General features: G+C 70.5%; 2 protein-coding genes and 1 riboswitch. Both genes read left to right on the top strand.

The features are described from left to right. Window positions 1–7 precede the first annotated feature (7 nt). Window positions 8–148, top strand: a riboswitch (cyclic di-AMP (ydaO/yuaA leader). 16 nt (window positions 149–164) lie between these two features. Then, window positions 165–863, top strand: a complete 699-nt coding sequence (locus ABD296_RS49285) for a CHAP domain-containing protein (protein WP_344285419.1) — start codon at window positions 165–167, stop codon at window positions 861–863. 169 nt (window positions 864–1032) lie between these two features. Then, a partial coding sequence (locus ABD296_RS49280) for an RlpA-like double-psi beta-barrel domain-containing protein (protein ID WP_344285416.1) occupies window positions 1033–1570 on the top strand: 538 nt, incomplete at its 3' end.

Below are 1570 nucleotides of genomic sequence, written 5' to 3'. Positions count from 1 at the left end.
CAAGGCCACGCCGAATCACGGTGATGCGGAGCCGGGGACCCACCGAAACACCGGGGTGAATCCGCACCCCCGCATGCGCGGGGCGGCGGTAGGGCCACTTCCACGCCCGAACCCGACAGCTAACCCGGTAGGCGGACTGGAAGAACCTCAGGAGAACCCATCTCATGACCGCTCCTACCTTCGATATGACCAAGCGCATGGGCACCCGCGTCGCCGCCGGCGCCGTGCTGTCCCTGGCCGGCGCGTTCGGCTTCGCCTCGCTGGTCCCCTCCGCCCACGCCGATACCAAGCCCGCCCACGCCGCGCACGTCGCCGCCGCGTCCAAGGCCGACGCCAACAGCAGCAAGGGCGCCGAGACCGGCGCCGCGAGCAGCAAGGCCGGCGCCACCGCGCAGGACGTCATCAAGCTGGCGCGCACCCAGGTCGGCACGCACGAGGACGCCTCGGGCAACAGCAAGTTCAACGACTGGTACGTCGACTCCTCGCTGGGCCGGCTCAACGCCCACCGCATCGGCGCCAAGAGCGCCTCGGTCTACAAGGGCCAGTCCTGGTGCGACATGTTCGTGTCCTGGCTGGGCCAGAACACCGGCACCAAGGGCATGGGCGCCGACGCCTACACCGTCAGCCACGCCGAGTGGTTCAAAAAGACCGGCCGCTTCGGCCAGACCGCCAAGCCCGGCGCCGTGGTGTTCTTCGCCTGGAACGGCGGCGGCATCAAGGGCGTCGACCACGTCGGCATCGTGGTGAAGGACAACCACGACGGCACCATCAACACCATCGAGGGCAACACCGGCAACGCCGTCAAGCAGAAGGTCCGCGACACCTCCACCGTCGCCGGCTACGGCTACCCCGAATACCGGTGACCCCGGGGCCGCACCGCGGCCCCACCCCCCTCTTCTTGCACCGCGCGGCGGTGCCCCCTTCCCCCCTTCCCTCCCTCCGCACGAGCCACGACCCGTGCCGTGCCGTGCGCCGGACCCCTCATGCCCCCAGCGGCGTGACCCGGCGCCCGACTTCGAGCGAAGGATCCACATGCAGCAGCGAGCCATCGACACCGCCCTGTCCGCCCTGACCGGTACCGCCCTGGCGGGCCTGCTGGTCGCGGGCGTGGCGGTCGAGAGCGCCCACGGCGCCCCGGCGGACGAGCCGATGGCGCACAAGGCCACCTCCCAGCAGGTGACCGGGCAGCACCAGAAGACCTCCCGCCACACCACCGGCAAGACCACCGGCAAGGCTGCGACGAAGACCCGCGGTGTCCTGTCCGGCAGCACCACCGCGTCCTACTTCTGGGACGACGGCTCGGGCGTGAACGGCGACACCGGCGCCCCCGCCAGCGGCAAGCCCATGCAGAAGGGCCTGTTCGCCAGCCCTAGCTGGCCCATGAACACCAAGGTCAAGGTCACCTACAACGGCCGCAGCGTCACCGGCTTCGTCGGCGACCGCGGGCCCGGCGAGCCCTCGCACCGCGGAGTCATGCTCGACCTGGACACCTACACCTTCCGCCACCTGGTCGACGGCAAGAAGCCGGACAGCAACTACGACACCGGCACCTCGGTCGGCCACCTCAAGG

This window comes from Actinomadura napierensis (assembly GCF_039529375.1).
Taxonomy (GTDB): Bacteria; Actinomycetota; Actinomycetes; order Streptosporangiales; family Streptosporangiaceae; genus Spirillospora; species Spirillospora napierensis.
Note: the sequence above shows the minus strand (reverse complement) of the source record. Positions and strands in the feature narration are given on the sequence as shown.